General features: G+C 36.6%; 25 protein-coding genes. 3 read left to right on the top strand and 22 right to left on the bottom strand.

The window, feature by feature from the left end; translation table 11 throughout:
• Positions 1–11 precede the first annotated feature (11 nt).
• The 10 genes from prmA to gpr all read right to left on the bottom strand — a co-directional run bounded on the left by prmA (position 12) and on the right by gpr (position 11,843).
• Positions 12–962 (bottom strand): 50S ribosomal protein L11 methyltransferase, encoded by a 951-nt coding sequence (gene prmA / locus VBD025_RS10420; RefSeq protein ID WP_430785169.1) that lies wholly within the window; start codon positions 960–962, stop codon positions 12–14.
• A 53-nt stretch (positions 963–1,015) separates the two neighbouring features.
• Positions 1,016–2,134 carry a molecular chaperone DnaJ gene (gene dnaJ, locus VBD025_RS10415; protein WP_430785167.1) on the bottom strand — a complete coding sequence of 373 codons (1,119 nt, stop codon included), beginning with the start codon at positions 2,132–2,134 and terminating at the stop codon, positions 1,016–1,018.
• A 106-nt stretch (positions 2,135–2,240) separates the two neighbouring features.
• Positions 2,241–4,091 (bottom strand): molecular chaperone DnaK, encoded by a 1,851-nt coding sequence (dnaK, locus tag VBD025_RS10410; protein WP_430785165.1) that lies wholly within the window; start codon positions 4,089–4,091, stop codon positions 2,241–2,243.
• A gap of 36 nt (positions 4,092–4,127) precedes the next feature.
• Entirely contained in the window at positions 4,128–4,700 is a 573-nt protein-coding gene (grpE, locus tag VBD025_RS10405; RefSeq protein WP_430785163.1) for a nucleotide exchange factor GrpE, read from the bottom strand.
• Positions 4,701–4,830: 130 nt separating this feature from the next.
• The gene (gene hrcA, locus VBD025_RS10400) at positions 4,831–5,862 is read right to left on the bottom strand and encodes a heat-inducible transcriptional repressor HrcA (RefSeq protein ID WP_430785161.1); all 1,032 of its coding nucleotides are present in this window, start codon (positions 5,860–5,862) and stop codon (positions 4,831–4,833) included.
• A gap of 76 nt (positions 5,863–5,938) precedes the next feature.
• Positions 5,939–7,099, bottom strand: coding sequence for a radical SAM family heme chaperone HemW (gene hemW, locus VBD025_RS10395; protein ID WP_430791360.1), 1,161 nt, complete (start codon positions 7,097–7,099; stop codon positions 5,939–5,941).
• A gap of 96 nt (positions 7,100–7,195) precedes the next feature.
• A complete protein-coding gene (gene lepA, locus VBD025_RS10390) occupies positions 7,196–9,004 on the bottom strand; it encodes a translation elongation factor 4 (protein ID WP_430785159.1) in 1,809 nt (602 codons plus the stop codon).
• 173 nt (positions 9,005–9,177) lie between these two features.
• Entirely contained in the window at positions 9,178–9,459 is a 282-nt protein-coding gene (locus VBD025_RS10385; RefSeq protein WP_430785157.1) for a hypothetical protein, read from the bottom strand.
• Positions 9,460–9,461: 2 nt separating this feature from the next.
• Positions 9,462–10,649, bottom strand: a complete 1,188-nt coding sequence (spoIIP, locus tag VBD025_RS10380; RefSeq protein WP_430785155.1) for a stage II sporulation protein P — start codon at positions 10,647–10,649, stop codon at positions 9,462–9,464.
• Between the two features lie 96 nt (positions 10,650–10,745).
• Entirely contained in the window at positions 10,746–11,843 is a 1,098-nt protein-coding gene (gene gpr / locus VBD025_RS10375; protein WP_430785153.1) for a GPR endopeptidase, read from the bottom strand.
• A gap of 178 nt (positions 11,844–12,021) precedes the next feature.
• On the opposite strand from gpr, the gene rpsT reads away from it, so the two are divergent.
• Positions 12,022–12,288 carry a 30S ribosomal protein S20 gene (gene rpsT / locus VBD025_RS10370; RefSeq protein ID WP_430785151.1) on the top strand — a complete coding sequence of 89 codons (267 nt, stop codon included), beginning with the start codon at positions 12,022–12,024 and terminating at the stop codon, positions 12,286–12,288.
• A gap of 105 nt (positions 12,289–12,393) precedes the next feature.
• Here rpsT and holA read toward each other — a convergent pair whose 3' ends face one another.
• A complete protein-coding gene (gene holA / locus VBD025_RS10365) occupies positions 12,394–13,449 on the bottom strand; it encodes a DNA polymerase III subunit delta (RefSeq protein ID WP_430785149.1) in 1,056 nt (351 codons plus the stop codon).
• Positions 13,450–13,692: 243 nt separating this feature from the next.
• Here holA and VBD025_RS10360 point away from each other — a divergent pair, with 243 nt between their 5' ends.
• Together VBD025_RS10360 and VBD025_RS10355 are read left to right on the top strand one after the other, a co-directional pair.
• Positions 13,693–13,827, top strand: coding sequence for a YqzM family protein (locus VBD025_RS10360; protein ID WP_430785147.1), 135 nt, complete (start codon positions 13,693–13,695; stop codon positions 13,825–13,827).
• 223 nt (positions 13,828–14,050) lie between these two features.
• Entirely contained in the window at positions 14,051–15,400 is a 1,350-nt protein-coding gene (locus tag VBD025_RS10355; RefSeq protein ID WP_430791358.1) for an IS1182 family transposase, read from the top strand.
• A gap of 966 nt (positions 15,401–16,366) precedes the next feature.
• On the opposite strand, the gene VBD025_RS10350 is transcribed toward VBD025_RS10355, so the two are convergent.
• The 11 genes from VBD025_RS10350 to VBD025_RS10300 all read right to left on the bottom strand — a co-directional run bounded on the left by VBD025_RS10350 (position 16,367) and on the right by VBD025_RS10300 (position 25,071).
• Positions 16,367–18,667, bottom strand: a complete 2,301-nt coding sequence (locus tag VBD025_RS10350) for a DNA internalization-related competence protein ComEC/Rec2 (RefSeq protein WP_430785145.1) — start codon at positions 18,665–18,667, stop codon at positions 16,367–16,369.
• Positions 18,668–18,679: 12 nt separating this feature from the next.
• Positions 18,680–19,249, bottom strand: coding sequence for a ComE operon protein 2 (locus VBD025_RS10345; protein WP_430785143.1), 570 nt, complete (start codon positions 19,247–19,249; stop codon positions 18,680–18,682).
• A gap of 65 nt (positions 19,250–19,314) precedes the next feature.
• Complete coding sequence (locus VBD025_RS10340) at positions 19,315–19,887, bottom strand: helix-hairpin-helix domain-containing protein (RefSeq protein ID WP_430785141.1); 573 nt, start codon at positions 19,885–19,887, stop codon at positions 19,315–19,317.
• A gap of 122 nt (positions 19,888–20,009) precedes the next feature.
• Complete coding sequence (locus VBD025_RS10335; protein WP_430785139.1) at positions 20,010–20,768, bottom strand: class I SAM-dependent DNA methyltransferase; 759 nt, start codon at positions 20,766–20,768, stop codon at positions 20,010–20,012.
• A 3-nt stretch (positions 20,769–20,771) separates the two neighbouring features.
• A complete protein-coding gene (gene rsfS / locus VBD025_RS10330) occupies positions 20,772–21,128 on the bottom strand; it encodes a ribosome silencing factor (protein ID WP_430785137.1) in 357 nt (118 codons plus the stop codon).
• A 50-nt stretch (positions 21,129–21,178) separates the two neighbouring features.
• Positions 21,179–21,739, bottom strand: coding sequence for a bis(5'-nucleosyl)-tetraphosphatase (symmetrical) YqeK (yqeK, locus tag VBD025_RS10325; protein ID WP_430785135.1), 561 nt, complete (start codon positions 21,737–21,739; stop codon positions 21,179–21,181).
• Entirely contained in the window at positions 21,717–22,295 is a 579-nt protein-coding gene (locus VBD025_RS10320; RefSeq protein ID WP_430785133.1) for a nicotinate-nucleotide adenylyltransferase, read from the bottom strand. Before VBD025_RS10320 ends, yqeK begins: the two co-directional genes overlap by 23 nt.
• Positions 22,296–22,306: 11 nt before the next feature.
• A complete protein-coding gene (gene yhbY / locus VBD025_RS10315; RefSeq protein ID WP_430785131.1) occupies positions 22,307–22,597 on the bottom strand; it encodes a ribosome assembly RNA-binding protein YhbY in 291 nt (96 codons plus the stop codon).
• Between the two features lie 4 nt (positions 22,598–22,601).
• A complete protein-coding gene (gene aroE / locus VBD025_RS10310; protein ID WP_430785129.1) occupies positions 22,602–23,441 on the bottom strand; it encodes a shikimate dehydrogenase in 840 nt (279 codons plus the stop codon).
• Positions 23,442–23,452: 11 nt separating this feature from the next.
• The gene (yqeH, locus tag VBD025_RS10305) at positions 23,453–24,553 is read right to left on the bottom strand and encodes a ribosome biogenesis GTPase YqeH (protein ID WP_430785127.1); all 1,101 of its coding nucleotides are present in this window, start codon (positions 24,551–24,553) and stop codon (positions 23,453–23,455) included.
• A 2-nt stretch (positions 24,554–24,555) separates the two neighbouring features.
• Positions 24,556–25,071, bottom strand: coding sequence for a YqeG family HAD IIIA-type phosphatase (locus VBD025_RS10300; RefSeq protein ID WP_430791356.1), 516 nt, complete (start codon positions 25,069–25,071; stop codon positions 24,556–24,558).
• Positions 25,072–25,149 lie beyond the last annotated feature (78 nt).

Here is a 25,149-nt window from a genome sequence, read left to right as displayed (position 1 = left end):
CATTATTTCTGTTACCGGACACTTTCACTTTTCTTCGCAACTATAGAAACCCAGTCTTCCATTTCGTTAACTTCAATAATTGTAAAACCATTTTGCTGTAACTCCGTTTTGACTAATTCTTTTTTAGCCTGAATTATTCCAGAAGTAATAAATAATCCATTTTCTTTTAAATTATCCCATGCCTCTTTTACAAAACGTACAATAATCTCAGCTAATATATTGGATACAATTAAATCCGCTTGTTTGTTGACATTATCCAGCAAATTGTTTTGCTTCGTTGTAATTTGTTTGTCCACTTTATTCAGTTTAGCGTTTAGTTTAGTGCTTTTAACCGCAATTTCGTCCAGATCATAAGCATAAACGTCTTTTGCACCAAGCAAAACAGAAGCGATACTTAGAACACCAGAACCACAGCCCACATCAATTACTTTATCGTCTTCTTTTATAAAGCGTTCAATTCCCTGAATACTTAATACAGTAGTAGGGTGTGTACCCGTTCCAAACGCCATTCCGGGATCTAATTCGAGAACTATTTCTTCATCGGATACTGGTGTGTAGTCTTCCCAAGTTGGTGTAATTGTAATTTTACCTGATATCTTGACAGGCTTATAGTATTTCTTCCAGGCAGTTGCCCATTCTTCTTCATTAATTTCACTTAATGTAATTGTGTTTCTGCCTAAATCGATATCGTATAACAATAAGTTGTTTATCGCTTGTTTAATCTCGTCCACAGTTTCGCCGAGAAAACTATTCATTGGTAGGTAAGCTTTTATATAAACACCCTCTTCAGGGTATTCATCTTTATTTAGTTCATAAATTTCGCCAAACTTATCTTCCCGTTCTGTAATTAAATCTAAAGGATCTTCAATCACTACGCCACTAGAACCAGTTTCATGAAGTATATTCGAAATTGGTTCTATTGCTTCGTTAGTTGTATGCACGCAAATTTCCGACCATTTCAATTAGATCCACTCATTTCTTAGAAAATATGTAAACGGTGTTAGTACTAACACCGTTATTCACCTTTAAAAGCTTTTTTGAAACGCTGGAAAAATGATCCGTCCTGTTCCTCGAGCGATTTATTACCTTCAATGTCATTGAATTCTCTCATTAGCTCTCTTTGACGGTCTGATAATTTAGAAGGCGTAATAACTCTAACTTTAATATGCTGATCACCTTGCCCATACCCTCGAACATTAGGCGCACCTTTTCCTTTTAAACGAAAAGTTTTACCTGTTTGTGTTCCAGCGGGAATTTTCAGCATAACTTTACCGTGGACAGTAGGAACTTCCATTTCATCGCCTAAGGAAGCTTGTGCAAAGGTAAGTGGCAGCTCACAATATATGTGGTCCCCTTCACGCTCGAAAAATTCGTGTGGTTTAATCTGAATTACGACATATAAATCGCCGGATGGTCCACCATTTATCCCAGCTTCACCTTTACCTGGAACCCGAATCTGCTGACCTTCATCTATACCCGCAGGAATTGAGATGTGGATTTTTTTATTTTTTTGTACTCTGCCAGTACCGCTACATGTAGTACATTTTTCCGGAATCTCTTTCCCAGTTCCACTACAATAATGACACACTCGCTTATTAACAACACGCCCAAACGGTGTGTTCTGTTCGGTGTTTAATTGTCCCGAACCATTACAGTGAGAACATGTATTTACTTTCGTACCAGGCTTCGCACCTGATCCTGAACACGTATCACATGTCTCTTCTTTTGGAATAGTAACATCCGTTTCTTTTCCAAATATAGCCTCTTCAAAGCCTAATGTCATTGCATACTGTAAATCAGAACCTTGTTGGGGTGCATTTGGATCACGACGACGTCCACCACCGCCAAAGAACATATCAAATATATCTCCAAATCCTGAGAAGTCTTGCGCTCCCCCACCGAATCCTTGACTTTGTGGACCTGAGTGACCGAACTGATCGTATTGAGCGCGTTTTTGTTCGTCACTAAGCACTTCGTATGCTTCTTTTGCTTCTTTAAATTTATCTGCAGAATCTTCTTCTTTATTTACATCTGGATGAAACTTTCGTGCTAATTTACGGTAAGACTTTTTAATTTCATCTTTTGAAGCATCTTTACCTATTCCAAGCACATCATAATAATCACGTTTACTCACTTGTAATTCACTCTCCCGAACTATTGCATAAATTTTATCATATCATTTTTCAAGTAAAAAAGCCAAAGCCAAGGAAATCCTGACTTTGACTTTTGGATTATACTTATTATTTTTTATCTTCGTTATCTTTATCTTCTTCGTTCACTTCTTCATAATCTGCATCTTCTACATCATCAGCTTTCGCATCAGCTCCGCCTTCTTCTCCTTGTTGAGCTTCTGCATCCTGCTGCATTTGCTCGTAAAGTTTAACGGATAATTGTTGAACCTGCTCTTGAAGTGCTTCTTTTTTAGCTTTAATTTCCTCTAAATCGTCAGACTCAATAGCAGTTTTCAACTCTTCTTTAGCAGCTTCTGCTTTCTCTTTCTCTTCATCAGAAACCTTTTCGCCTAAGTCTTTAATTGTTTTATCTGTTGTAAAGATAAGCTGATCAGCTTCATTGCGTAGTTCAATTTCTTCACGGCGTTTTTTATCACTTTCCGCATTTTCTTCCGCATCTTTAACCATCTTTTCAACTTCTTCATCAGATAAACCAGATGATGATTTGATTGTAATAGACTGCTCTTTGTTCGTTCCTAAGTCTTTCGCACGTACATTTACAATTCCGTTTGCATCGATATCAAAAGATACTTCGATTTGCGGAACTCCACGTGGTGCTGGTGGAATATCTGTTAACTGGAAACGGCCAAGTGTTTTGTTGTCAGTAGCCATCTCGCGTTCACCTTGTAATACGTGAATATCCACTGCAGTTTGGTTATCTGCTGCAGTTGAGAATGTCTGTGAATGACTAGTAGGAATTGTGGTATTACGTTCGATTAGTTTAGTCGTAACGCTTCCCATTGTTTCGATTCCTAGAGATAGCGGTGTAACATCTAATAACACAACGTCTTTCACATCACCTTGAAGTACTCCGCCTTGGATTGCTGCACCAAGTGCTACAACCTCGTCTGGGTTGACTCCTTGTGAAGGATCTTTTCCTGTTTCGCGTTTAATAGCTTCTTTTACAGCTGGAATACGTGTTGATCCACCGACTAGAATAACTTTATGGATCTTGCTTGAAGTTAATCCAGCATCTTTAAGTGCTTTTCGAGTAGGAACCATTGTGCGCTCTACAAGATCTGAAGATAACTCTTCGAATTTAGCACGCGTTAAATTCATTTCTAGGTGTAATGGACCTGCATCACCAGCAGTAATGAACGGTAAAGAAATTTGTGTTTGCGCAACACCAGAAAGATCTTTTTTAGCTTTTTCAGCTGCGTCTTTTAATCGCTGAGTTGCCATTTTGTCTTTTGAAAGATCAATTCCATTTTCTTTTTTAAATTCAGCTACCATGTGCTTGATAATTACTTCATCAAAGTCGTCACCACCAAGGCGATTATCACCAGCAGTTGAAACTACTTCAAATGTTCCGTCTCCAATATCAAGGATTGATACGTCAAACGTACCTCCACCCAAGTCATAAACAAGGATTGTCTGATCCTGGTCATCCTTATCAATACCATATGCTAATGCCGCTGCAGTTGGTTCGTTAATAATACGTTCTACTTCAAGACCAGCAATTTTACCAGCGTCTTTAGTAGCTTGACGTTCCGCGTCATTAAAATAAGCTGGAACTGTAATTACAGCTTTCTCAACTTTGTCACCTAAATAATCTTCTGCATATGACTTAATGTGCTGCAGGATTATAGCAGAAACTTCCTGTGGAGTATATTCTTTATCGTCAATCTTCACGCTATAGTCAGTACCCATATGACGCTTGATGGACTGAATAGTATTAGGGTTTGTTATAGCCTGTCTTTTAGCTACTTCCCCTACTTGACGTTCACCATTTTTAAATGCAACTACTGAAGGTGTTGTACGGTTTCCTTCCGGATTCGGAATAACTACCGCTTCTCCACCTTCCATTACTGATACACATGAATTTGTTGTTCCTAAATCAATACCAATTATTTTTCCCATTGTTCATTTCCTCCTTCACTTCTTTACCAAAATCAATTATTTATTTACTTTGACCATAGCTGGTCGAATTACACGATCATTAAGCATGTATCCTTTTTGCATTTCTTCAACTACTGTATTAGCTTCCAACTCTTCATCTTCAATTTGCATAACAGCGTGATGAAGATTAGGGTCAAATTCTTTCCCTACTGTTTCGATTTCCACTACGTTTTGTGATTGAAGCGCATCTTTTAACATTCGATAGACCATCGAAATTCCCTCTACAAAACTCTCTTGGGCTTCTGATACATCTACCTGAAGAGCACGCTCAAAGTTGTCTATAGCAGGAAGCAATTCATTTACTAAATCCTGTGATTTATATTTATTCGCTGATTCCCTATCCTTAAGCGTACGTTTTTTATAGTTATCAAATTCAGCTTGAATACGAAGCATCTTTTGATAGTTTTCATCTTTTTCTTGTGTTAATTTATTTATCTCTTCTTTGAGTGTTTCCATTTTACTTTCATCTGAACCAAGATGTTCTTCCGGATCGTTTATTTCCATATCCTCCGGTTCAACATTTTCTGTAACATCTTCTGTTGCAGTATTATTTTTGTTTTCTTCTTCCATAACTTCACACCTCCTATGAAAAATTCGCCATTTAAGACTATACCATTAAAAGCTACTGAAATAAACTAATACATAAAGAAGCGATGGGAAAGTTGCTCCCACCATAGTATACATATAGTAAGACAAGAAATTATTCGTTGTTTTTATACCACATGTATAGCGCTTCAGTCATTTCATTAGACAACGCATTCAACAGCGTAATTACTTTTCTGTATTCCATCCGAGTGGGACCTAGTAATGCTATTGTTCCCAGTTGATTTTCTCCCAGATGATAGGAAGCTGTAATTAAGCTGCAATCCTTAATAGCATCTACTTTGTTTTCATTACCAATCGATACATTAATACCTTCTGTAGTTGTTTTGAGCATATTGGCGATCTCATCTTCCTTTTCCATCATCGAATAGAAAGAGCGAATCTTTTCAATATCCTTAAACTCAGGCTGCATTAAAATGTTCGTTTTTCCTCCAAAGTATAGCTTTACAGGTTGTTCACTGAAGAAAGCAGATTTTAAATAATCATAAGATCGTTCAAAATCATTCACGTATAACTTCATTAGTGAAACAATTTCTGTATTCAACTTATCATGCAGATGAATGATGGGAACCCCACGCAAACGATCGTTTAAAATGTTAACCATTTTTTCAAGATCTGATGCCTGCATTTCGCCAGGAATCGTAAACGATCGATGCTCTACATGTCCAGTATTGGTAATCAGGATTGCCACGGCAGTATGATCTGACAAAGTTACAATTTGCATTTGTTTCAACTTTGTTTCAAATACTTCCGGACCTAAAATAATGGAGGTGTAATTAGTTAAATCAGATAGCACTTTTGCAGATTTTTGAACGATTTGTTCAAATTCAAAAATCCCATCTTGGATCACATGCTTCATGATATTGACGTCATCTGAAATCCCTCCAGCAGATACCAGATGATCTACGTAGAATCGATAACCTTTTTCAGATGGAATTCTTCCAGACGAAGAGTGCGTTTTCTGCAGATAGCCCAAATCTTCCAGATCTGCCATCACATTGCGAATCGTCGCAGAACTAAATGATATACTATCCATCTTCGATAACACACGCGAACCCACTGGTTGTGCTGTCTGAATGAAATCATCAATAATGACTTGTAAGATCAATAGCTGTCTTTCCGTTAACATGATGATCACCTCTGTTAGCACTCAACGGTAACGAGTGCTAATTCTACTAATAAATTATCAAATCCTTATTTTTTTGTCAACGAAGATGTCTTAAATTTTCCTCATCTAATAAAAATTGGGCAAAAACTTCATTCCCAAACAGGATTCCTTCAGGGCTCAACGAAATCGATTCACCCGTTTCAACCAACCAGCCTTTCTCAATTAGTTTAGTTATTGGCTGTTGATAGATCCGCTTCATGGGTATAGAATATTTTTCTTCAAATTTTAATTTGCTAACACCTTCACGTTTACGTAATCCAAGGAACATTTCTTCTTCTACCATTTCTCTTAATCCTATCTCCTCGGTAGTCAGAGTTGGATGTCCATCTTCCATCGCCTTTTTTATATATGCAGGAAGTGGTCGAATATTGCCTGTACGTTTTCCAGGAAGATATCCATGAGCTCCGGCACCAAACCCATAATAATAGTCATTATTCCAGTATGTTAAATTATGCTTACTTTCAAACCCCGGCTTAGAAAAATTACTTATTTCATACTGTTCGTTTCCATTTTTTCTCATGGTATCGCGTAAAATTTCATACATTTTCACTTCATCCTCTTGTGGCGGACGATGTAATTTGCCTTTTTTATGCCGTTGATAAAATACAGTCTTAGGTTCTATCTGCAAAGAATAGGTAGAGTAATGTGGTAAGTCAAATTGCACAGCTTCCTGTAATGACTTATCAAAACCGTTAACTGTTTGATTTGGCAACGCGTAAATTAAATCAATACTTATATTATGAATACCATGTTTTTTTAATAAATTTACTGTATCATACACATCTTGAATTCTATGCAATCTGCCTATATCTTCAAGCAGTTGATTGTCGAAGGCCTGAACGCCGAGTGAAACCCGATTTACACCAGAGCTTTTTAATAGCTTTGCCTTATCCTCATCAAAGTCACCTGGATTAGCTTCGATTGTGTATTCCTCACAATTGCCGACATCAAACTTTTCGTCAATTACATTAAATAGTATTTTTAATTGATTGAAATTAAGCGCAGTGGGTGTGCCGCCACCAATAAAAATGGTTTTCACATCATTCTTCTCCCCACTTACATTCACCTTAATTTCATTGCTAAGTGCTTCCATATAGTCATCGGCCAGTTTTTCATTATAAAAGAATTTTGTGAAATCACAATAGTGACAGATTTGCTGACAAAATGGGATATGTATATAAACGGATTTTACCAATATCGTTCACCTCTTAAGAGTTAGGTTTTGAAAAAGAAAAGGGACAAACTTTTCGATTCTGCTGTTACTCGAAAAGTTTACCCTCCATAATTTTCATCATCAATCATCATTGATTTTTAATACAGCCATAAACGCTTCTTGTGGTACTTCTACTGAACCTACCATTTTCATACGCTTTTTACCTTCTTTTTGCTTCTCAAGCAATTTACGTTTACGGGAAATATCTCCACCATAACATTTAGAAAGAACGTTTTTACGCATCGCTTTAATGGTCGATCTAGCTACAATTTTATTCCCTATTGCAGCCTGTACCGGTACTTCAAATTGTTGACGTGGTATCAATTCTTTTAGTGTCTCTACAATTTGCTTTCCACGCTCATAAGCGAAATCCCTATGCACAATAATAGACAGGGCATCAATCGATTCATTATTTAACAAAATGTCCATCTTAACCAGACTGGATGTGCGGTATCCAATTAATTCATAATCAAATGACGCGTATCCCTTGGTTTGTGATTTTAATTGGTCAAAGAAATCATATACTATTTCGGATAACGGAATATGATAAACCACGTTAACTCGGATATCGTCCATATATTCCATGTCTACGAATTGACCACGCTTCTTTTGTGAGAGTTCCATTACAGTACCGACATAATCGTTTGGTACCATGATGGTAGCTTTTACAAATGGTTCACGTATTTCAGTAATGGATTGCTGATCAGGCAATTCTGACGGGTTGTCTATTTGAATCTTTTCGCCATCTGCCTTCTCCACTTGATAAATTACACTTGGTGCAGTAGTAATCAGTCCTATATTGAATTCTCTTTCAATTCTTTCCTGGATGATTTCCATGTGCAACAGCCCTAAAAATCCACAGCGGAAACCAAATCCTAAAGCCTGGGATGTCTCTGCATCATATTGAAGCGAAGAATCGTTTAATTCTAATCGTTCTAAAGCTTCGCGAAGATCATTGTACTGATTCGAATCTATTGGGAATAAACCACAGAAGACCATAGGATTTAATTTACGGTATCCAGGCAACGCTTTTTCTGCACGATTATTTGCATGTGTAACTGTATCTCCAACACGGGTATCTCCAACGTTTTTGATAGAAGCAGTCAAGTACCCAACATCGCCTACCGTTAATTCGTCTTTTTTCAGCGGCTTCGGGGAAAAGACTCCAACTTCGTTAACTTCAAATTCCTTGCCAGTAGCCATCATTCTGATTTTATCGCCGAGTTTAATTGAACCTTCCTTTACACAAACGTAGGCAACAACCCCGCGATAAGCATCATAAAGCGAATCAAATATAAGTGCTTGCAATGGATTGTCTACACTTCCTGCAGGCGCAGGAATCGCTGTTACAATTCGTTCAAGAATCTCGTCAATCCCAATTCCATCTTTTGCAGACGCTAATATTACATCCTCTGCATTGACACCAATTACATCTACTAACTCCTGTGTAACCCGATCAGTATCAGCGTTAGGTAAGTCAATCTTATTAATAACCGGTATTATTTCCAATTCGTTATCTAATGCTAAATATACGTTAGCAAGTGTCTGGGCTTCAATTCCCTGTGCTGCATCAACTACCAGAATTGCCCCTTCACATGCTGCTAAACTCCGGGAAACCTCATATGTAAAATCCACGTGCCCTGGAGTATCAATTAAATGAAAAATAAACTCTTCATCAGCTTTACTTGTATAGCTTAATTGAACTGCATTTAATTTAATTGTGATGCCTCGTTCTCTTTCTAAATCCATAGCATCAAGAAATTGTGCCTTCATTTCCCGTTGAGTAATCGCTTTTGTATTTTCCAATATTCGATCTGCAAGTGTTGATTTACCATGGTCTATATGTGCGATGATCGAAAAATTACGAACGTTTCGTTGTTTTTTCACCATTAGTGATGTTCACTCCTACATTTTTTGCCACTCATAAATAAAGTGTTAATTTTAACGTCGTTTACTAGGATTGATTATAGCAACTGTGCGGTATACATTCAATCAATAAATAAATCCGCCCCCCTTTTAATGTTTCAGAAATTCCAAAAGGGAGACGGACCAGGTATTAATCGTTAGTAAAATAACTGGACGATTTGATAAAGCAATTGGACAACAATTTCATAAAAGACCTTCACAATACCTTCGATGAATGATGCCATTTTTTGGGTGAAGTGTGCTGGTGCTTCCTGATATTCAGTATTAACAGGTGTAACTGCTACTTGCTCCACAGCATAGTCTTCGTTGATTATTTCACCTTCAGGCAAGGGCACGTCAGTCCGTTCGCGTTCTACTCCAAAAAGCATTCCTGAGACAAAAAACAGGAGTAACAGTAACAAAACGATAATAGACTTCATAACTACTCCTCCTCTGCGTCTTTCGAAACTTTTTCTGCATCAAAGTAATAATCACTGAACACTTCTGCTAAAGCATCGGCTGATCGGTATAATTCATCAAGATTATTGCCAACACCACCTATTTCAAATAACAAAGCATTCTCTGATAAATCCTGGTTGAAAACTCCGTTAGTTGCTGCACCTTTTTTCTTGATAACTCCTCTACTTAATCCAGGATATTTCTCTTCTATTAGGTAGTGTAATTTGGTAGCTAACGCTAAATTTTTTTCGTAGCTTGCGTATTCTGCCCCAATTACCATCATGATTTGTGCATATGATTTTCCATTAATGGTAGTAGTCGTTTTTTCTCTAGCGATACTGTCTCGATGAATATCGAACGCATACTTGATTTCCTTATGTTGGGCAAACGCCTCTTTTACAACATCTCTAGAGGCTTTATAAGACTGATAATATTCCATTCCTTTTTGATTCAATATATTTGCAATATTAGTATGGTCAACAATTGCCCCTACTCCATTATTCTCAAGCGTTTCCGCCAGTCTATCGCTCACCTTCGAAATATTCACCGTGCCATGATGCGCTAAATCCGGGTTCTCTTCTTCTGGTAAGTGTGGTAAAAACGATTCTGTGTTATGTGTGTTATATATAAAAACTACATTTTCCTCTAATTTTTCTGGTACTTCTGTATTTTCCTCAGTAGTTTCTTTTTCTGTTTCAGTGGGGTCATTAACTTCTGCTTCTCTATCTTTTAATATTTCATTTAGCGGTGGTGAGGATTCAACTGGGAGGTTGGTGTAGTTTGTTCCATTACCCGCAATAATAATTTGACTATCAAAAATGGAGAAACCTGGCAACTCGCGCCCCAATAAACTTCTAACATCGTAAGGCTTTACACTAGTTGTTAATTGAAATAATGTAGTTGATAATTTGGGTAGCGAGTTTCCATTTGGAAATGCATCTTGAAATGCTCTATTTTCCATCCCTAGTAAGTATAAGAATGTCGTACTTTCAACTTTACTTGTCCACTCAGAAAGTGTTTCAGATGAAAAGCGGTATGCTGGCGCAATTGTAGTTAAAACACCGATCGAAACAAATAACAAAACTACAGATAAAATATACAATCCACCTTTTTTATAAAAGGGAAGCAATAAACGTTTTGACATTGGATTGGATTTATTTTTTAAGTTCATTGTTCCATCCTTTCTGAAGACAGTGACATATATAGTAACTCTATGACTTGTCTTCAGAAACTAGAACATAATCTTTCATTTCTCTATTAGTACTTTCTATCTTGTATAGGATGAGAAGTTTGTAACATCGATCCGTTCATGCAGCGCAGCGTTAATTCCTGTAGCTACAACATGAGCCATATCTTTCATAAATCCATCCACTTCTTTCGGGGTTACCATTAAATTATGGCCAATCGGCGTCAAAACTTCTCTAATCAATGAACGTTTTTCGGCTTCTGATAGATTGCCGACTATTCCTAGGAAGGTATTTCTTTTTTCTTCATTGGGTAAATCCTTCTCCGTAAAACTTTTTTCACCAAATGTCATACTTGCTGGTACTAGTGACTTTGAAGGTTTATCCTTTTCCCGCCACTCCCTGCCGAAGTGTTTTAATAAGAAATCAATCGTATCGCTCGTTATCGTCGCAGCGTCTACTACAGTTGGTACACCGATTGCAAATACAGGAATCCCTAGAGTATCAATACTTATTTCTTTTCGTTTATTACCCACACCAGAACCTGGATTTATACCTGCATCGGAGAGTTGAATGGTTTCATTTACCCGCTCTATTGATCGGGAAGCAAGCGCGTCTATTGCAATTACAAATTCAGGTTTGAATTTCTCAACAATACCAAAGATAATATCACTTGTTTCCATTCCTGTGACTCCCATAACTCCTGGTGTAACAGCCGCTACTGAACGATAACCGTCTGAAACAGCTTGATGATCAAGCGCAAATAAGTGGCTTGTAACCATGATTTTTTCAACCGTCATCGGTCCAAGTGCATCTGGTGTAACGTTCCAATTTCCAAGCCCTACTATTAAACACTTGGCTTCTGAGGATACTTGGTTTTTCTCAAGCAATTGTTCTAATTCTTTCGCCAGTATAATTGCTGCATTTTCCTGTCTTTCGGTATCTTGCCTCTTCACACCATCAGCATAAATTGTCACATATGTCCCTGGTTTCTTATCAATAATCTTTGCACCAGTTTCATCTACTTCCACATATGAAATTTTAATTTCATTTTCCGTACGCTCTGTTATAGCAATACCTTGCTGTTGATTTGTGTCAGCACCTTCCTGTTCAACATACATTTCTTTTGCTTCTACAGCCAAATCTGTCCGCACCTGATAGGGTTCATTTGAATTTTTCATTTATGTTAATCCTCCTAAATAAGTTGTATCCTATTCTTATATATAGACTTCACATTTAAGTGGTAAATCATACAATTTGGTGCATTAGATAATAAATCTATTGAAAAGCATGCCGCGCTCTGATAAAATATCAGTGGTTCGTAAAGATATGAATCGTTGTTTTTTAGGAGGTGAAATAATGGCTAATATTAAATCTGCAATCAAACGTGTAGGCGTTAATGAGAAAAAACATGACTTAAATCAGTCTTATAAAACTGAGATGCGTTCACAAGTTAAGCGTGTTGAAAAATTAGTTGGAGAAAAAGACTCAGATAACGCAAAGTCTGCTCTACAACAAGCTAATAAAAAAATTGACAAAGCTGTACAAAAAGGGATTATCCATCAAAATAATGGAAATCGCCAAAAGTCACGCTTATCAAAAATGGTTAACGGTCTAAGTGCATAATTTTGAATTATGTATACGGCAAGTAATTGCCGTAAGATTGTTAAACAAATAAATATGACCAACACAAAACGATCCCCTAATAGGATCGTTTTTTAGTTGGTCATATTATTTTATAGTATTTGTCAGATCATATAACAATAAATCAAACGCGAGTTCCTTATCCATCTTCCCCTGCTTCATTGCAGCATCAGTATTAGTTAATTTATCAATAAATATAGATAGTTGCTCTATAGTAAATTTACTTTCCCTTGTTAATGCTATTTTTACAACGAATGGATGAATACCAAGCTGTTTTTGCATCTGGGCTTGACTATACCCTTTTTGCTTGAGCAATTTTACACGTAACAATGTTCGAAATTGATATGCTAAAAGTGCAAGCATAGCTATTGGCTCTTCTTTCATCTTCAATAGGTCCCTGTAAATCATAAAAGCTTTACGAATATCTCGGTCAATGACCGCATCTACTAGCCGTAATGATGAATTGTTTAATGTATGAGAAATAAGCATTTCCGCATCTTCTTTGGACACGGTTCCTCCCTCTCCTACATATAAAGCAAATTTTAATAGTTCGTTCTTCAAGAGGTGAAGATTGGCATCCAGTTCTGCTTCTATGACATTAAATGCGTCCGGCGCAATTGTAATGTGATAGTCATCAGCAATTGTCTTAATCCATTTAGATAGTTCGTATTCTTTAATGGGGTCACATTTCACTACGGTTGCATTTTTTTTCATTGCTTTTGATACTTTTTTACGTTCGTCGATCTTTTCATATTCCGCTACAAATATGATCGTGGAATAATCTACTGGATTTTCCAAGTACATTTGAAGCCGGTCTAAATCATGCTCGAATGGTATTTTGGTCGGCTTCGCTTTTAAGAATGAAGGGTTATGTGCAATGATTAATTTTCTTTCTCCAAATAGCGGATAGGTTTCTACATCTGAAATCACTTCCTGAATAGGGGTTTCATCCAGGTCAAAAGTAGATAGGTTTTCGATATCTGTACCAGGTAAAAGAGCTTTCGTAATTTGTTTTTTAATATCCTGAATGAAAAAAGCTTCTGTTCCATATAACAAATAAATCGGGGCTAATTGATTCTTTTTTATTTTTTTTGCGGTGTCGAGGTAGGACATTTCATTCACTCCAATTATGTATATTATCAATCGTAAAGTGAATAGAACATAATAGCAAGAGTTTTTAGAGGGAATCAAGCGATCCCCTCCTTTATATAAACGTTTACCAAATAGCCCCAGGAAACCATTCGTTAAAACGATATTTGATTAATTTTAGATTAACCATTATTGTTGAAAGTATAGATGTTAACTCTTACTAAAAATGGAGCAAAGAATTTTATGGATTTTTTCTGGCATTTATCTTATACTAAAGATGATATAGGAGGGATAGTTGTGAACGAATTTGAAAAGAATGTACAATCAAAAAATAATGATGTAGTCGATTCCGGCTTAGGCTTTGTCTACTCATTTGTATTCTTTACTGTAATTTTCTTTATTGGTGTGTTAGTTAAATTTTTAAGTCAGTAACTATAAGCTACATACATGATAGAAGAGCATAAGCGCCTAGTAAGGCAAAGTTCTAACGTAGGATTGGAATACACCGAAAATCATACTTTCCTTTATTGTTAAAAAGAGACTATCCAGTCTCTCAGGCTGTCGAGAAACTCTCTCGGCAGTCTATTTTTTTTGATTCACTTTATCCCTTTACCGCGTTAATTTGTTATAATATAAGTAACTTAAATAGGCGGTGATCAATGTGTTTCATACTCGAAATAGTACTCAAAGTGAAGTAGAATTTGTTTCCATTGAAGAGCTTGTACCACAAAACCATCTCCTTCGGAAAATTGACAAGTATATTGATTTTAGTTTTATCGTAGATAAAGTAAAACCTTATTATAGCGAAGTAAACGGTCGTCCTTCTTTAGATCCTCTTATATTATTCAAGATGATGTTCATCGGATATTTTTATGGAATTCGTTCCGAACGTCAATTGGAAAAAGAGATTCAAATGAACATTGCTTATCGTTGGTTTCTTGGCTTACGGTTAAGTGACTCAGTTCCTCATCATTCTACGATTAGTTGGAATCGACGTACTCGGTTTAAGGATACAGATATTTTCCAAGAAATATTCGATGAGATTGTGCTTCAAGCTATGAACCATCGAATGGTTGGTGGAAGGGTGTTGTTTACTGACTCAACTCACCTAAAAGCCAATGCAAATAAACATAAATTCACAAAAGAAACTGTTGAAGTGGAAACTCGAGACTACATAGAAGATCTAAACGAAGCAATCGAAGATGATCGAGAGGAACACGGAAAAAAGCCGTTAAAAAAACGGGAGGAAGTGAAAAAAACAAAAGATATTCGTAAAAGCACAACGGATCCCGATAGTGGATTCATGTCTCGGGATCAAAAACAGGAAATGTTTTGTTACCTTGATCACCGCACGACAGATATGAAATTTAATATTATTACCGATGCGTTTGTCACACCAGGAAACTTTCACGATTCTCGCCCCTATCTTAGTCGTTTAGATCGTCAAATTAAGCGATTTGGTTTTAATGTTGAGGCTGTTGCGTTGGATTCGGGGTATCTAACGACACCTATTTGTAAAGGCATATCAGATCGAAATATTTTTGGTGTAATAGCACATAGAAGATATCATCCAACAAAAGGTTTGTTTCCAAAATGGAAATTTGAATATAATAAAGCACAAGATCGTTACGTTTGTCCGAATGGAGAGGTATTGCCTTACAGTACAACAAGTCGAGGTGGATACAGAGAGTACAAATCAAACCCTCAAAATTGTGTAATGTGTCCTCTACTAGATCAATGTACACGGTCAAAAAACCATCAAAAGGTGATTACGCGGCACGTCTGGGAGGACCATAAAGAAAAAATACGACAGAATCGGCTTTCCCCTTCGGGGAAAATGCTATATAAATTTAGAAAAGAAAAAGTAGAGCGAAGCTTTGCAGATTCCAAACAACTGCATGGGCTTCGCTACTGCAGGTTACGAGGATTGCACAATGCTGGTGAACAAGTATTACTCACCGCAGCGTGCCAAAACATGAAGAAGATTGCCACACACCTAGCCTAGCTTGGCTAGGTGTGTGGGAGTCTATTTTCACCCAAAAATCTTTGCATTTTATGATATTTTTTCAATAAAAATAGGATGTAGAGAAAAAAACACCTACTTTCTCTACATCCTGAGAGACTATCCAGTCTCTTTTTTTATTTATAAAAAATTGTTGCTAACTGCTTTTTCGTAATTTCTCTATACTGCGAAGTAAATTTATTACCAAGAAATGTTCTAAAGCCGTCGTCCAGGATCGCTGCGGGCGGATGCGCACCTTAGGGCACGGCTTCAGTCTCCTTGCCCCGACAAGGGGTATGCCAACGTTGTCCGCAAAGGACGGTTTTAGTTGGCCCTCCTCATTTAAACTGCGGGGCCTTCAGACTCGTGCTGTTCCCGCAGGAGTCACCGCCCTCCACTCACCTGGACTAGTAAGGCTGGTTACTAAAAAATCGTTTATAATGTCTTTTAACTAATGCACTTTGAAATAGACGTAGCTATCAAGTGTGAATTTAATAAATCTGTAACATATATCTCTTGTCTAGAGATTGGAGTGGAGGACTTTATCGGAAAGATCCCTGAGCTCGATAAAGGTCACTGAAAAAGAGGAAGATCTTAAAGATATAATTTCTAACTTTAACGTAGCATCTTCGAATATACGAAGACTCCTGTAGGAACAGCGCGTGCTGAAGATCTAAGCAGGAAAGCGGTTTTTTAAAGGAGGGCCAACTAAACCCGTCCTTTGCGGACAACGTTGGCATACCCCTTGCCGGGGCAAGGAAGCTGAAGCCGCGCCCACGGAAAGCGAAGTATATTCGAAGATGCGAAAATAGATCCACCTATTTTGTACAACACACAACTTTTTTAGTGGCCACCTACGGCGGCACAAGGGTAGGCTCACCATCATCCCTATGGTACGCGACTGCCAGCAGAGTAAATTTCGTTGTTACTTCTCAGTTTCCATCTATTGCTAACTACTAATTATTTGAACTAGGGTAAAAATTTAGAAAATCTCCCTTTGTTATCCTTGTATCGAAATTGTACCGCTCCATCTTGGTCGGTTCGAAAAATCTTGACACCCTCTATATTCAGAAGATCCAGCACTTCGGTGGTGGGGTGTCCGTAAGAATTATTTTGACCTACTGAAATCCAGGCATACTTTGGTCTAAGTTTTTTCACAAAGGAAGAATCAGTAGATGTATTGCTACCGTGATGAGCTACTTTTAGTACATCAATCTTAATAGTTGCGTACTTTTCTTTTATTTGCAATTCAGCCTTTTTATCAATATCTCCGGTAAATAACCAACTCAATCCCCCTAACTTCATATACAATACAAGTGAATTAGAATTGGTTTCTTTTCTGTCTTCTGCCGGAGATAAGACACCGATAGGTAAACCACGTAGCATTAACTCATCCCCACCGTTTATACGTTCCACATGGGTATCTTTTTCTTTCCAGCTATTTATTGTAGAATCAGCTAAATTATAGTAATTACTTAACAGTACCTCATCCACCTGGAACTCTTTCAGCAAGAATGAAACACTTCCAACATGATCCACATCTTCATGACTTAGAAACAGAGCATCTATTTTCGAAATTCCCTTCGAGTAAAGGTAGGGTTTAATAATCTGTTTATAATTCGCATCTGTAGGTTCCTCATTCTCAAATGACATTTTTGCCCCCGCGTCAATAAAGAAAACCGCTTTTCGAAATGGCAATTCAATGATAAAGCAATCTCCTTGACCAATATCCAGCATAGTCACAGTCCCGTATGGAGAAAAAAATGGTTTAACAGCAACAAAAGTAAAAATAACTACCAACAAACAACCGATTTGAAATGCACGTCTTTTTTTCTCATTTTGGAGAGCATCCATTAAGAATAAAAACAATACATAGTATATAACTACAACTATTATAGGCATTGGTCCGAGAATATAAGGGAAATATGCAAGTTCATCGATCTTATGAATGCAATTAATTACAAGCTGATTGGTCGATTCAAAGATATTACCCAAAATTGTGCAGAATGTTTCTGAGACTGGAGTAAGCAAGAGAATGATAAACATAATTGGTATAACAAAAAAAGAGAAATAAGGGATAATAAATACATTTAAAAGTATAGCCAATGGTTGAAATGTATAAAAATAAGCAAGCTGCAAAGGAATTATCATCATCTGCGCCATAAAACTTATTTGCAAACTTATAAATAAATTGGATTTAGTAGCAGAGATCCATTTTCCCGATAGAAGAAGTCCTAATGTGACAAGAAAGGAAAGCTGAAAACCAACATGATATACAATGAATTTATCATATAAAATCATTACGATAAAAATTATACTCAATACATCAGTTAAGGTGAAAATAGTATTTAGTTTCCTCACTACAATAAAAACAAATACCATTAAACACGCTCTCCAAACAGATGGCTCACCACCAGCAATTAGAGCGTAGAACGGTAAAATAATGAGCATTATCAACTGTGCTTTTTCTTTACTGAAAAAATTAAGCTTGATTAGCAGAAAATAGGTTATGGAGATAATAATGGCAACATTTAATCCTGAGATAGCTAAAAGATGGGATAAATTCCATTTCTGAAACAGATCAATCGTTTCTTCATCTAATTGTGAATCATCACCTAATATAAGTGCTGATAACCATTTGGCTGTATATGGATTAGTTCTGGAGATAACAAAATTTATAATAGTTAGCCGTGTCTCGAAGATGTAATTCAGGGGTGATTGTCCGTTACAACTTATGTTTTTCATACTTGAAATAGTCACCTGGTGCGTAATACCTTTTACGCGCAGATACTTTTGATAATCAAATTGTCCTGGATTTCTACTTTTATCCGGGATTTCAAGCAATCCGGTTAGTTGACACGTTGCACCATATTTCAACTGCTCGATTGTTTTAGGGTCCCATTCGCTTTCCTCTGGATTAAAAGCTACAGCTACCCACTTTCTGGAAACGTCTTTTCCTCTTAAAACGAATTCAATTCGCTTTACATTTATTTTAACGGGACTACTTATGGTTCCGGTTACTTGTCCATTTATAGTCCCTTCTACTAATAACTGATCACGTTCAGGTAAATCTACAATAGGAATATAACTGCAGAATCCGATATAAAAAACGAGTGAAGTCACTAATGTTCCAATCTTTATTTTCCTTTGTTTATGAAGGTAAAATAACCAAATTAACAGGATAATAAAAAACACTTTGTTATCGAAAATAACTGTTAGAATACTTAAAAGTACGGAAAGTGCCAGAAAATGCCAATAACCTTTCATCATCACTACCCATGCTTACTTATGCAAATTGAATAAGCGATTTGCTTCGTTTTTATATTTATCTAACTGAGTTTGATCAATTGACGAATCTTCAAGCTTGTTTAATAAAGTCTCTACATATGAAACTTTTTCTCTAGGGTTCACATCAACCGTATTATGTTCGAGCTCAACCTTTTGTGTCTGAACACCAGATTTAATGAATAACTCAATAGCATATGGATCGTTCTTATAATCAGCAGCATAATAAACCATCTTCACACCACTCTGAATGATTGTTTTACAGCAATTCAAACAAGGAAAATGAGTGACATACATTTCAGCGTCTTTAGTTGGTACACCAAATTTTGCACATTGCAGAAGTGCATTTACTTCTGCATGGACAGTGCGAACACAATGACCATCGATGACATAACATCCTTCATCAATGCAGTGTGCGTCCCCGGATACACTTCCGTTATATCCACCTGCTATTATTCGTTTTTCCCTGACAATTGTTGCTCCTACCGTCAACCGTTCACACGTACTTCTTAAAGCTAGTAAATGGCTTTGTGCCATGAAATATTGATCCCATGAAATTCGTTCCATATCAATTCCACCTTTATTTATTAATTAGTTAAGTCTACATGCATAAAAATATCTCCGTCAATACGTTACGGTATTTGAATATTTTCTTTCATATTCTCAAGTGTCTTCTCCCCAATTCCAGGTACATTTAATACATCTTCAATTTTCTGAAATAATCCAGTTTCTTCTCGATATTGAATAATTGCCTGAGCTTTTGATGGACCAATCCCATTTAATTGTTCGATTTCTTCCTGAGATGCATAATTAAGGTTAATTTTTGTTGTATTACCTGTTGCAGATTCCCTTGTTTCACCAGCTTTTGGTACCGCAATAATCATTTCATCGTGAACCTTTTGCGCCAGGTTAACAACAGTCTGATCTGCTTGTTTAGTAAATCCTCCCGCAAGATTAATGACATCTTCCACCCGGGAATCTTTTTTAATTGTGTATACTCCGGGATTTCTTACTTCCCCTTTTACATCAACAAACATATTTATTGGGCTCTGCGTTTCTTCCTGTTGAATAGGAAGTGCTTGCTTAAGAGGATTAACCTCAACAGTATCATCACCTTTAGACTTTTCGTTAAAAATAAAAAGAAATAAAACTGCTGCTAGACCAATAATTATAAAAAATAAGTTTTTTTTGAGTAGGTTAACCATAGAGGGACACTTCCTTTTGTGAGGTAAGATGTTACGAGAGAAAGCGGGGGTTAAAATAACTATATACTACTATTCGACTTAATCCAATCATATCCTTCAAAAAAATAAAGATCAGCAAAATACTATTTTGCTGATCTTTTTTCAGTAATAAAGAAGATTCGTTCTGCCTTTTCATCGAGATTTTCTTCATTCATAGAAAAGTCTCCATATATATTTCGAATTTGTAATCCATTCTGCTCTAAAAGTTTTTTATAAAACTCAATTGAAAATGTTTTTTGGTGATGATATTCATCATACCTTTTGTATGTTTCCTGTTCACCGGAAATGAAAAATGTAAGGTCATGATACATTTCTCCCTTACTTTCTCCTTCTGAACAAAACCAGATAGAAGACATATCATCCTCTACTGTAGCAAAGGTCTGATTTACTAAGTTATTTTCAACATGATACAACGAATGTACATCAAATATAAATAATCCGTTATTTTTTAACATGCTCTCCACGTTTGCGAAAACCAAATTCAATTCTTCTTCTGAAGTTATATAGTTCATCACATCACAATAACTTATAACAGCATCCATTTCTGCTATGCCTTCCGTTTCGCGAATATCCTGGTTAATCCACTGAATCGTTTGTTTCTTTTCACTAGCCCGCTGTTGAGCATAACTAAGCATTTCGCTTGAGAAATCTATTCCAATCATTTGATATCCTGAATTCGCAAGTCTGGTTGTTAATTGACCAGTTCCACAACCCAGGTCAACAATGCTTTTTACAGGAATAGAAGAGTTTTTTAATATTTCTTCGGTCATCTCCGCCCACTGGGTATACGGTGCAGTGTCCATAAGTTTGTCATAGAATCTTGCCATTTCCTGATATGCCATTAATTAACCTTCTTGACCTACACTTAACGTAACACGCCCTGCATCTCCCCATAACCGCTCTAAATTATAATAAGAACGTTCATCTTTATGGAATACATGACAAACAACATCACCAATATCAACTAATATCCATCTAGCCTGTTCGAATCCTTCTAATCGTTTTACAGGGATCCCCGCTTCTTCAGCTGCGTCTTTTATCGAGCGCGCAATTGCCTGAACCTGTCTTTCGTTACTCGCGTGACAGATCAAGAAATAATCTGCTACGAGTGAAACTTCTTTCATATCAAGTGCAATAATATCCTCTGCACGCTTATCATCACTTGCCTCTGCTACTATTTGTATAATCTCACTGCTATTCATCCAATTAAAACCTCCATATATTCTTGTTGTTACTTCCAAACTTGTCATACTTACATGTTATTTAAAAAATAATTATAAGCTTGAATAGAGTCGGGATAAACCGATGCATGTCGCGAAAGTAAAAAGTGTATCGTATTACGAGAAACCATAAAACATGCATGGTTTAAATCCTTAACAGCCATTTCTCTGACTTCCTCGACTCCAGGGAATACTCTGCCTGGCTCAATATAATCAGCCAGGAAAATGATCTTCTCAAGATTTCCAAGCCCTGCCTTACCAGTAGTATGGTAACGAATTGCACCTATAATTTCCTCATCTTCAATACCAAATTCTTCCTGTACTAAGACCGAAGCCACTGGTCCATGCCAAACTTCGTGATGATAATCAACTAGATCGTTTGGCAAATTGCTATTCAGGATAAATTGTTTCATTTCTTCCAGTGGCCGATACTTCGCATAATCGTGCAAAATAGCTGCAAGTTCCACTTTTTCTTTTGAAACACTATACAGTTCAGCTAGTTCTACAGCTGTCTCAGCAACTCGCAGCGTATGCTGAAATCGTTCTTCTGTAAGCGCCTTTTGAACTATATTAATTGCTGCTTCTTTCTTCATACAATCGATGCTCCTTTATATAACCTATAACTGTTTCGGGAAGGTAGTACTTAATGGATGCCCCCTGATATATACGTTCACGTATCATCGTAGAAGAAATTTCGATATAAGGAATATCCACTTCCGTAATTGAATAAGGAGTTCTCAATTGTGATCCAATTCTTTTAACCCCAACAAAGGAAACCAATTTTATTAATTCATTGATTTGATGCCATTGTGGAAGGTATTCTACCATGTCGGCACCAATTATAAAATAAAAAGAATCGTCAGGATATTTCTTTTTTAACAACGTTAATGTTTCAATTGTATATGATTTTCCTAAACGATCTACTTCTATTGTATTCAATTTAAAGTAAGGATTACCATCAATTATTTTTTTCACCATTTCAACTCGATTTTCCGCACTTATGTTAGCTTTATTTTTATGCGGAGGTTCCTGCGTCGGGATAAACCATATCTCGTCCAGTTTAAGTGCTACTCTGACTTCTTCTGCAATCACCAAATGACCAATATGAGGCGGATCAAAAGTTCCTCCTAAAATACCGATACGTTTCATGACAGGCTCCTTTAAGGCAGTTGTATCGTTTTGTTTTCTTCGGATTCCTTATACAATACAATATTATTACCGATGATCTGAACAACTTCAGCATCAGCACCTTCTGCCAACTCTTCTGCAACAGTATCTTTTTCTTCCATACAATTCTGTAAAATACTTACTTTAATCAACTCTCTTTTTTCTAATGCTTCTGAGATTTGTCCCACCATATTTTCATTTACGCCTACCTTACCTACCTGAAATATCGGTTTCAGTCGGTTGGCTTTCGAACGTAATAATCTCTTTTGTTTGCCAGTTAACATCTAATCATCCCTCCAACTTTTTTAATAAATCCTGTTCCATTTTTTCTAACGGCACACGAATTCCAGTCCATAATTCAAATGCATATTGAGCCTGATATAGTAACATTGAGTGCCCATAATGAATTCGGGCACCTAAAATATCTGCTTGCTGCAAAAAACTCGTTTTAACCGGTTTGTATATAATATCACTAACTATACTGCTGTTAGGCAGCTTAGTAATTTCAACAATTTTATCAAATTGAGAAATTCCCATTCCAACCGAGGTTGTTTGTATAATAATATCGTATTCTCCCAATGTCTTCTCCGCTTCACTGAGGGTTAATGTGCGTGTGTCTCTTAAATTATAATATGCTTTTAGTTCGGATGCTGATTGCAAGGACCGGTTTGCAATATCAATATTTTTAAAGCCATTTTCAAATAGTGTATATAAAATGGCTCGAGCTGCCCCACCAGCACCAAGAATAATTATTTTACTGTATTTCGCTGATGAAATCGAGGGGAAAACACTGACCAGCGATCTAAGGTAGCCGTCACCATCCGTATTATATCCGACCCACTTGCCGTTTTCATTCACAACTGTGTTTACAGCACCAATTGCTTCGGCCTGTTTATCCAACTCATCCAAGAATGGCATGATTGTTTTTTTATAAGGCGCGGTAATATTAAAGCCATTGAGCTTTTCATTTTTAAGTTCTTTAATTTTGTTGTTAAACGAATCGTTCGGTTTTATTTCATACAGCTCATAGCTGCCATTCAAACCAGCTCTTTTCATGAATTCAGCATGTATCCAAGGGGATAATGAATGCGTTACTGGGTAACCAATTAATCCAAACCGATATTTCATTACAATCCTCCTTAAATCAATGCTGGCCGGATAGAAACTGCTACAGACCTTGGACTGTGGACGATTACAGTAGTATTAACTTCAGGAATCATAACCCACCCTAATCCAGGGAAAACGATATCCATCTTTTCTTCCTTAATTCTAAAAGTACTCTCGACAAGCTCAGGCAGCTTAGATTTGCTTATCTCATCGGGTGGAGATAACAGCTCTCCAACATGCTCCTCATAGAGTTTATCTGCATTTTCAAGCTTGGTTCGATGAATTGAAAGTTGATTCGAAAAATAGCAGACGAAAGATTGTTTGTCTCCTTTTAGAAAGTCAATCCGACCCAGACCTCCAAAGAATAAAGTTTGACCGTGATTGAGTTGAAAACCTCTTGGCTTTATTTCCTTTGATGGTGTGATAATTTTTAAATCATTTTTAGAAACATAATGCGCCATTTGTTGTTTATTAACAATTCCAGGTGTATCAATTAGAGAAGAATTTTCATCTAACGGAATCTCGATAAACCCAAGTGTGGTTCCAGGAAAATAGGAAGTGGTTATAATGTCTTTATCGCCAGTTGTCTGCTGAATCAGTCGATTGATAAATGTTGACTTACCTACATTAGTTGTTCCTACAATATAAACATCTCGATTGGCTCGTTTCACTTCAATTGCTTCTGTTAACTCCTCGATCCCATGACCTTTTATGGATGAAATAAGATAAACGTCTCTTACTTTTATTCCAGCATCTTTAGCAGATTTCTTTAGCCAGTTAATTAATTTTTGTTTATTGGTTGATTTAGGCAATAAATCTACTTTATTTCCCACTAATATAATTGGTTTATCGCCAATGATTCGAGCTAAGCTTTGAATCATACTTCCACTTACATCAAATATATCGATTAAATGAACAACCAAACCTTCTTCATTACGAATTTGGCTTACCATTTTCAAAAAGTCATCATCTGTAACAGAAACATCCTGAATTTCATTATAATGCTTTAATTTAAAGCAACGTTGACACAATATAGTATCTTTTGCTAGTGCTGATTCAGGTGTAAACCCTACTTCTTCTGGATCTGTTGTCTGAATGACTACACCACAGCCTTGACAGTTTATAGCTTCCACATTTATTCCTCCCACGTTATCTTACCTTTTCTCCGCATATAATTAAGTATACGGCGCTCTATTTTACGATTAAACTGTGTAATTTTGCCATCAGTTTCTACAATAGGAAGAACTAAAATTGTATAGAAACCCGCGATGTTACCACCCAGTACATCCGTTAGCAATTGGTCTCCAACTACAACAATATCTTCCTTATTAATATTCATTTGTTTTGCTGCGGTTTTAAATGCACGACTCAATGGTTTTCTAGCACTAAATACAAAAGGTGCCTCTAGTGGTTCTGAAAATATTCTGACTCGCTGCTGATTATTATTGGAAATAATCGTTACTTTTATATCATATTCATTCATCTCTTTAAACCACTCGATAATTTCAGGTGTAGCTCTTTTTACATCCCAAGCAACTAATGTATTATCCAAATCTGTAATAACACCTTTAATTCCTTTTTGCTTAAGCGTCGCTGGAGATATTTCAAAAACATCTTTTACATGTTCATTAGGCAAAAAATTCTTTAACAACATTTACACCTCATTATTTATGTATCATATTTCTATTAGCTTACATTTACTCAGCTTAAATTAAGTAGTTTATTATAC

It is taken from the genome of Virgibacillus flavescens (assembly GCF_050574275.1).
Classification (GTDB): Bacteria; Bacillota; Bacilli; order Bacillales; family Amphibacillaceae; genus Virgibacillus_F; species Virgibacillus_F flavescens.
Note: the sequence above shows the minus strand (reverse complement) of the source record. Positions and strands in the feature narration are given on the sequence as shown.